This window comes from Rhizobium sp. 01T417, assembly GCF_056398905.1.
The window spans coordinates 25,264-32,233 of sequence record NZ_JBFTQH010000049.1 but is presented as its reverse complement, the minus strand read 5'-3'; the positions used below and the strand labels follow the sequence as shown (position 1 = coordinate 32,233).

At 58.6% G+C, this 6,970-nt stretch carries 7 protein-coding genes, 3 tRNA genes and 1 pseudogene; 5 read left to right on the top strand and 6 right to left on the bottom strand.

Annotated features, from left to right (window positions below; genetic code table 11):
* The coding region (locus AC1DPR_RS28315) for a GTP-binding protein (RefSeq protein ID WP_234836486.1) at window positions 1–140 on the bottom strand (140 nt) is incomplete at its 3' end.
* Window positions 141–406: 266 nt separating this feature from the next.
* Between AC1DPR_RS28315 and AC1DPR_RS28310 the strand changes: the two genes are divergently transcribed.
* Complete coding sequence (locus AC1DPR_RS28310; protein WP_018859848.1) at window positions 407–916, top strand: hypothetical protein; 510 nt, start codon at window positions 407–409, stop codon at window positions 914–916.
* A gap of 63 nt (window positions 917–979) precedes the next feature.
* Here AC1DPR_RS28310 and AC1DPR_RS28305 read toward each other — a convergent pair.
* Together AC1DPR_RS28305 and AC1DPR_RS28300 are read right to left on the bottom strand one after the other, a co-directional pair.
* Window positions 980–1,053 (bottom strand) — tRNA-Gly (locus AC1DPR_RS28305).
* A 26-nt stretch (window positions 1,054–1,079) separates the two neighbouring features.
* Window positions 1,080–1,164, bottom strand: a tRNA-Tyr gene (locus AC1DPR_RS28300).
* Between the two features lie 206 nt (window positions 1,165–1,370).
* Between AC1DPR_RS28300 and rlmB the strand changes: the two genes are divergently transcribed.
* From rlmB to AC1DPR_RS28285, 3 genes are all read left to right on the top strand, one after another.
* A complete protein-coding gene (gene rlmB, locus AC1DPR_RS28295) occupies window positions 1,371–2,261 on the top strand; it encodes a 23S rRNA (guanosine(2251)-2'-O)-methyltransferase RlmB (protein ID WP_477817674.1) in 891 nt (296 codons plus the stop codon).
* Window positions 2,262–2,426: 165 nt separating this feature from the next.
* Window positions 2,427–2,582: a hypothetical protein gene (locus AC1DPR_RS28290; RefSeq protein WP_018859846.1), complete on the top strand. Its 156-nt coding sequence runs from the start codon at window positions 2,427–2,429 to the stop codon at window positions 2,580–2,582.
* Window positions 2,583–2,907: 325 nt separating this feature from the next.
* A tRNA-Thr gene (locus AC1DPR_RS28285) sits at window positions 2,908–2,983 on the top strand.
* Between the two features lie 69 nt (window positions 2,984–3,052).
* Here AC1DPR_RS28285 and ilvD read toward each other — a convergent pair.
* Both ilvD and AC1DPR_RS28275 read right to left on the bottom strand, forming a co-directional pair.
* Window positions 3,053–4,726, bottom strand: a complete 1,674-nt coding sequence (gene ilvD / locus AC1DPR_RS28280; RefSeq protein ID WP_113471943.1) for a dihydroxy-acid dehydratase — start codon at window positions 4,724–4,726, stop codon at window positions 3,053–3,055.
* A gap of 236 nt (window positions 4,727–4,962) precedes the next feature.
* Window positions 4,963–5,058 (bottom strand): annotated as a pseudogene (locus AC1DPR_RS28275) (recombinase family protein); the annotation flags it as partial.
* Window positions 5,059–5,128: 70 nt separating this feature from the next.
* Between AC1DPR_RS28275 and AC1DPR_RS28270 the strand changes: the two are divergent.
* Window positions 5,129–5,926, top strand: a complete 798-nt coding sequence (locus AC1DPR_RS28270; protein ID WP_113471942.1) for a lytic murein transglycosylase — start codon at window positions 5,129–5,131, stop codon at window positions 5,924–5,926.
* Between the two features lie 223 nt (window positions 5,927–6,149).
* Here the strand turns inward: AC1DPR_RS28270 and AC1DPR_RS28265 are convergent, their stop codons facing one another.
* Entirely contained in the window at window positions 6,150–6,602 is a 453-nt protein-coding gene (locus AC1DPR_RS28265; protein WP_029792832.1) for a pyridoxamine 5'-phosphate oxidase family protein, read from the bottom strand.
* Window positions 6,603–6,970: the final 368 nt, after the last annotated feature.

Here is a 6,970-nt window from a genome sequence, read left to right as displayed (position 1 = left end):
GCGTCGATCTGGTCGTACGCCTTGAACTCGCCGAAGTACTTCGTGATCGCTGCCGTCAGAGACGTCTTGCCGTGGTCAACGTGGCCGATCGTGCCGATGTTAACGTGCGGCTTGTTGCGCTCAAACTTACTCTTTGCCATTTGAATGCTTCCTGTGAACGAAATGGATGACCCCGGCGAACCGGTTTAGTGCCGCCGTTTAAGGCTTTCGGGGAAATTGCGCAAGACCTATTTGCGGACCGTATTCCTAGCCTGCGGGCGCATATGGGAAGGAAGCGCCCAATCGGCAATATCCGCCGGAGATGGCAGCGAAGATATATTCGCGAAGAACGGGCGCGACGGCGCCAAGGATATGATAGTACATCGTTTGCAGCCCTTACGCGGAAGCACTGCTCGGAGACACCGCAATGGAACCAAAGGAAATTGCAAAACGATCCGCAGGCAACTTTCTGATCTTTGCCGCTTGCGCATTCATATTGTGGGTTCTTGCCGCTGCGATCGACTGGGTCGCGCAGCTTGCACGCCTCTCCTCGCCCGAGCGGCTCCCGGCTCTGGCGACATCGATCGTCAGCTCTTCGACGCTGCAAGCGATCGTCGCAATATGGCTGCTCACAGCGGCATTTGCCATCGCCTTCCCAAAGATGCTGACGCCACTTTCGGCCACCACGACGCTGATGTTCGACGTGGGATACGGTATTCTCGGCGCCCTCACCGGCTTCGGCATCGCGATCGGTCTCTTCGGTGGCGGCTGGTCGATCCTGTTGCGCGCCGTGATCTACAGCGCCCTCATCGCCATCGGCTTCGTTGCTGTCCGCATATGGCTGTCGAGAGAGGATCTCAGCACCAACCCCCAAAAGCGATGGACGATCGCCGGCATCATCGCGCTGGCCTCGCCTTTCGTGCTGCTCTGGGGCTAGAGGTACGCATAGCGACCCGGCTCGCGCAAAGCGTTACAGGAACAACAGGACACTGCGAAAATCTGGAGCGGGTAGCGGGAATCGAACCCGCGTATTCAGCTTGGAAGGCTGCTGCTCTACCATTGAGCTATACCCGCGGGGTGGTATCCGATCCAATGACGAATGGTGGAGAGAGTTGGATTTGAACCAACGTAGGCTGAGCCAACGGATTTACAGTCCGTCCCCTTTAACCACTCGGGCATCTCTCCAGTCTTTTCGTCCGGATCGTGAGACCAAGCTCGTCAGACTTTCGAAGCGTTGCCGCCCCTCGGTCTGCGCCGCGTATATGACCGGACGATTTACGCATGTCAACACGATGACGACGGAAAAAATGTGAAAAATTTCATCGACCGTGGAAAGCCGGGGTCCTGAAAGAAATCCTATGCGGAAAGAAGCACCCTCGCTATAAAGCCGCATGAGCAAAGACAAGAAAACCGGTGGCAAGCCCACTGACGAAAAATCCGCCAAGAACACGCATTACGCAACCCTGCGCCGCGCGCATCGTGATAGCAAACGCGAACGCGGTGAGATTCCGACACCGCCGCCACAGAAGCGCCGGCGCGGTGCCGAGGACTGGAAGCCTCCTGCACTCGCGCCCGAGCAGGTCTATCTCTACGGCCTTCATACGGTTCGTGCCGCGCTTGACAACAAGGAGCGCCGGAACGTCAAGTTGTCGGTGACCCAGAACGCGCTTGCGCGTCTGGAGATCGCTGCCGACGCGCTCGGCATTCCGGTCGAAATCGTCGCTCCGCACGATATCGACAAGGTCCTCGGCCCGGATGCCATCCATCAGGGTGTCATGCTGGAAACGCGCCCCCTGCCCGTCCGCCGGCTGGAAGCACTGAAGGACAGCCCACTGCTTCTCGTGCTCGACCAGGTAACCGATCCGCACAATGTCGGCGCCATCATGCGTTCTGCCGTGGCCTTCAATGCAGGTGCCGTCATTACCACACAGCGCCACAGCCCGACCGAATCAGGCGTGCTGGCGAAATCAGCCTCAGGTGCACTGGAACTCATCCCCTATATCCAGATCACGAATCTTGCCGACGCTCTTGGAGAACTGCACAAGCTCGGCTTCTTCACGATCGGCCTCGATTCGGAAGGACCGGCGCCACTCGAGGGCACATTCTCGGGTGACAAGGTGGCGCTCGTGCTGGGTTCCGAAGGTAAGGGGCTACGCCAGAAGACGCGCGAAACTGTCAGCGCGCTTGCCAGGCTAGACATGCCGGGTGCGATCAAGTCACTCAATGTATCTAATGCTGCGGCGATCGCTCTTTATGCGGCGAGGCAGCATTTGAAAATTTGATAGAGTTGGGGGATCGCGGCGAAAGGCGCGATCTTTCTCTTCCATATGCGGGATGATAGCAGCGCCGCAAAGCAACTAGGAAGCCAGCAAACTGCTGCTCGTCTCGGATTGCCTCTGCTCTTTTCCATGCTGCCCCGCATTCGAACAGGAGGAACATATTTCCATATGGCCATCCGCTCCCTCGTCATCGGCACTCTGTTCGTCGGCGTATTTGTTGCCATCATTCTCAGCATCGTCTGGATCGACAAGTCGCAGCCGATTCACGAACTCGCTCCGCTGGCGCCCGCCCCTGAACGCCCTATTCCAGCACCCGTACAGTAGATCGTGTAGCTATCATCAGGGGAACCGACGGTCGGCCCCGCGCGTTGGCTGCGCACGATTTAGGAGAGAAATGTGCGGGTAATGATCGCTATTATCGTTTTCATGGTTGCTTCGGTGCTGAGCATTGCAATCATGTCGCCGTTGGGTGCCGGAGAGACCGGTGACGCCTTGCAAACGAGCGTGCGGCAGACTGCGCCTCGGAACTAGCAAAGTCGGGTCTGCGGCGTTCGCAACGCAAACTCCGATGCAAGGTCGGACGAACGAAATCACGATCGCGCGGATTTCTTCTTTACAGGACGGCAGAATCTGGTACTTGGCAGGCATCGCCCTTGTAGCTCAGTTGGTAGAGCACCTGATTTGTAATCAGGGGGTCGCGGGTTCGAACCCTGCCGGGGGCACCACTAATTTTGCACGAAATCAGTGACTTGATAACTAATTCGCCTCAGTTGGCGCGTTTTTTTCATGTGACCTCAACCCGTCACGGCTCCCTCGTTCGCTGGTCGGACCAAGGCCGCAAACTTGGCGAGGACGCCGTGCCTGTAGCGCGGCGGAGGCTGGCTCCAAAGGCTTCGGCGTCTCGCAATCTCTTCATCTGGGACGTCGAGCTGCAGAAGTAGCTGATGGGCGTCGATGGTGATTTGGTCGCCGTCCTTGACAAGTGCGATTGCCCCTCCCTCGAAGGCTTCGGGCGTGACATGCCCGACCACCATACCCCATGTGCCGCCGGAGAACCGCCCATCTGTGATGAGGCCGACGCTCTCTCCAAGGCCACGTCCGATGATAGCGGAGGTCGGGGCAAGCATTTCCGGCATTCCCGGACCACCCTTCGGCCCGAGGTAACGCAGGACCAGAATGTCGCCGGCCTTGATTTTGTCCGAGAGAATAGCATCCATTGCGGATTGCTCGTCTTCGAAGACGCGCGCCGGGCCAGCAATCACCGGGCTCTTGAGCCCGCTGATCTTTGCCACCGCCCCACCCTCTGCCAGATTGCCTGTGAGTATGGCGAGATGTCCCTCGCGATACAGTGGCGCTGAGAGCGACCGGATAACGTCCTGGTCCGCACGAGGCTCGTCGGGCACGGCCGAGAGTTCGTCAGCGATCGTCTTGCCGGTGATCGTGAGACAATCGCCGTGCAGAAGGCCCGCATTCAACAGTAGCTTTAGGACTTGAGGAATGCCGCCGGCAGCGTGGAGATCAACAGCCATATAACGGCCGGATGGCTTGAGATCGCAGATTACTGGTACCCTACGGCGTATCCGCTCGAAATCCTCCAGCGTCCATTCCACCTCGGCCGCATGCGCAATGGCGAGATAGTGCAGCACCGCATTCGTTGAACCTCCAGTGGCCATGATGAGCGCCACGGCATTTTCAATCGACTTCCGCGTGACGATGTCGCGTGGTCGAATGCCGGCCTTCACCGCTTCCACCAAAACGCGCGCGGACTCGACCGTGCTATCGATCTTTTCTTGGTCGGGATTGGCCATGTTGGAGGAGTAGAGCAGCGACATGCCGACCGCCTCGAAGGACGAACTCATGGTGTTCGCGGTGTACATGCCGCCGCAAGAGCCGGTCGTCGGGCAGGCATTGCGCTCAATGCCCTCGAAATCCTCAGCGCTCATCTTTCCGGCCATGTAAGCGCCGACGGCCTCGAACGCGGACACGATGGAGAGGCTCTCGCCCTTCCATCGACCCGGCTTGATGGTGCCGCCATAGACATAGACGGCCGGAACGTTAGCGCGGAGAATGCCGATCATACCGCCCGGCATGTTCTTGTCGCACCCGCCGAGCACTAGAACGCCATCCATCCATTGGCCCTGCACCGAGGTCTCCACACAATCGGCGATAACCTCGCGCGAGACGAGAGAATATTTCATGCCCTCCGTTCCCATGGCCATGCCGTCCGAGATGGTAGGCGTGCCGAATATCTGCGGATTGGCTCCGGCCGCCTTGATGGCGGCTATCGCCGCGTCGGCAAGCGGCTGGAGGCCGGCATTACATGGCGTGATCGTCGAGTGCCCGTTGGCGATGCCGATCATCGGCTTGTCGAAGTCCCCTTTGGTATAGCCCAACGCATAGTACATCGCGCGATTGGGCGAGCGAGCAATGCCTTGGGTGATATGCCGTGAACGGTCGTTGTGAGCCATAAGCGCCTCCCGCTAGCCAAACGGAACCATACTCTATTGGAAACCAAATACGCTGTGAAATATGCTTTTTGCCTCCAACTAAGTCGCCGCACATATCAAAGGCTGCCGATGGAACTGAGACAGATCTGCCAAATTTGTCGCCGTCGACGAGAAGCTGCAATTTCCTCGGCGTCTTGGACTCGGTCAGCAACCGCCGGTCTTCCGCTTCGCCAGAGTCGCCATCAGGTCCGCGTTCATCGCGCCAGGCGGTCCAGTTTCGTCACTAGCACCGTATCGCCCTCACGTGCATAGTAGAGGCACCTTCTCAGTTCCTTTCGCTTCCCGGTCAAGCCGGTTTCGCAAGTGAACGAGTGACGTCATGCGGCCGGATGCATGATGGTTCAGACCCACGAGGAGAGCGACATGGCATTCTTTGCTAAGGGAGTTTTTCTTGCTGCGGCGGGCGCCATCGCCTTCTGCCTTCTGGCGTGCGTTGCGCACGCGGCATCGTGCGGCAAAAGCGCTGCCGGGTTTGAACAGTGGAAAGTAGAGTTTGCCGAGACGGCAAAGGCTGCAGGCGTCAAGGGGAAGGGTCTTGCAGCGCTTGCCGGTGCGAAATACGCCGTAGGAACCATTCAGGCCGACCGCTCCGTCAACAAGGCTTTCAGCGGCTCGGTCGCCGACTTTATGAGACGACGCGGTGGGTCCGCGATTATTTCCAAGGGCCGTTCGCTTAAGACGGCGAATGCAGCGCTCTTCGACAGCATCGAGCGCAACTACGGCGTGCCCGCCGGCGTGCTTCTCGCCATCTGGGGTATGGAGACCAACTTCGGCGCCTCTATGGGCAACCAGAACACAGTTTCGGCAATCGTCACGCTCGCGTACGATTGTCGCCGCCCGCAATTCTTCGCGCCCCATGCTATCGCGGCGCTCAAGCTAGTCGACAGCGGCGTGCTGAGTGCCGGCTCGGTCGGCGCCATGCACGGCGAGATCGGCCACACAGGGTTCCTGCCTGGGAATGTCCTGAAATACGGCGTCGGAAACAGGAACATGCGCGACAAGAGCACGGCGCTGATGTCCACGGCCAACTTCCTCAGGGCGCACGGCTGGGGCGCCGGCGGGGACTATCAGGGCAATATCGGCGCCATCGCCGGCTGGAACTCCGCGAGTGTGTATCAGCAGGCGATCGCCCGCATCGGCGAGGCGATCGACGGCGGTTAGATCCTGCCTCCAGTTACAAAGCCGCCACGCGCCGAGTCAGAATGTTATTTGCGTGGAAGGGGTGCGGAGGACGAGAATGCTCGGTCTGTGGCTAATCTCTCAGGCTACCAGCGACTCGGTTGGGCTCGTGTAATGGGCACGTGATCGCCGATACAGTCGATTGGCTTCCTCCGTCAAAGGGTGCGCAGACATTGCGGAAACCTCGAGGGCCGAGGCGTTGTCACTAAAGGGCCACGACCCGACCGGAGACATCGTCCGTGTAGATGCAGTAGAATAGGTGGGCAGATGCAGACGCAGTCGGTAGTTCGCGAGGCTCAAGCGAGCCGATCTCCCACCAGTCCAAGTGTCTCTGCAAAAGTGACCACGCGTGCAGTCGCTCCTCGTGCCAGACATCATCGTCGGGCAGTTCCTGGAAGTGGCCGTTCAGCACGACGCTCCTCCATCCGCCCTTCCCCCACTGCTCCTCCACCTGGAGGCAGACTCTTGGATTCAGCCGCATCCACTCCACTTTTCGTCCTGGCATCGAAAAACTGTAGGCTACTCGTGATTGGAACGCAAAGTAGATTGGGACCACGTAAGGCCGGCCTTCGTTACTGCAAGCCAGATGACCAAAATGCGCCCGTTCCAGCATTTCCAAGCATTCTACATGGCTCATACTCCTGAGTGTCGTTGACATGTCTGTCTCTCCCATTCCTCCGAGGAATACTCGACGGGCCGCAAAACGAGGACACCGCTTACATAAATCATCCTCCTTTTTTGCTGGATCTGCATTGTGCTGGATCAATTTCCAATCCTGAAACGTGTACGGGTAGGGCAGAGGATATCGCTCGGCGCACTGCAAAACGGATGGTACCGAACCGCGTCTTCGACCGATGTTCTAAATGTGCGTTCTCCGGCGGACGGTTCGACCGATACTGCGTTAGACTGAGCCCGCGCGCCAATTAATTTCCTGTGTTCTTGACATTGATCAAAGTCACTTGCCCACCCGCGTGCTTTAATGACTGCGCTCGATGTCGAGCGAAACGCAATGATTAGATCCGGCTT

Coding starts and splice junctions, on each gene's coding strand:
- AC1DPR_RS28310 (WP_018859848.1), top strand. CDS start 407: ATGGAACCAAAGGAAATTGCAAAACGATCCGCAGGCAACTTTCTGATC.
- rlmB (WP_477817674.1), top strand. CDS start 1,371: ATGAGCAAAGACAAGAAAACCGGTGGCAAGCCCACTGACGAAAAATCC.
- AC1DPR_RS28290 (WP_018859846.1), top strand. CDS start 2,427: ATGGCCATCCGCTCCCTCGTCATCGGCACTCTGTTCGTCGGCGTATTT.
- ilvD (WP_113471943.1), bottom strand. CDS start 4,726: ATGGCTCACAACGACCGTTCACGGCATATCACCCAAGGCATTGCTCGC.
- AC1DPR_RS28270 (WP_113471942.1), top strand. CDS start 5,129: ATGGCATTCTTTGCTAAGGGAGTTTTTCTTGCTGCGGCGGGCGCCATC.
- AC1DPR_RS28265 (WP_029792832.1), bottom strand. CDS start 6,602: ATGTCAACGACACTCAGGAGTATGAGCCATGTAGAATGCTTGGAAATG.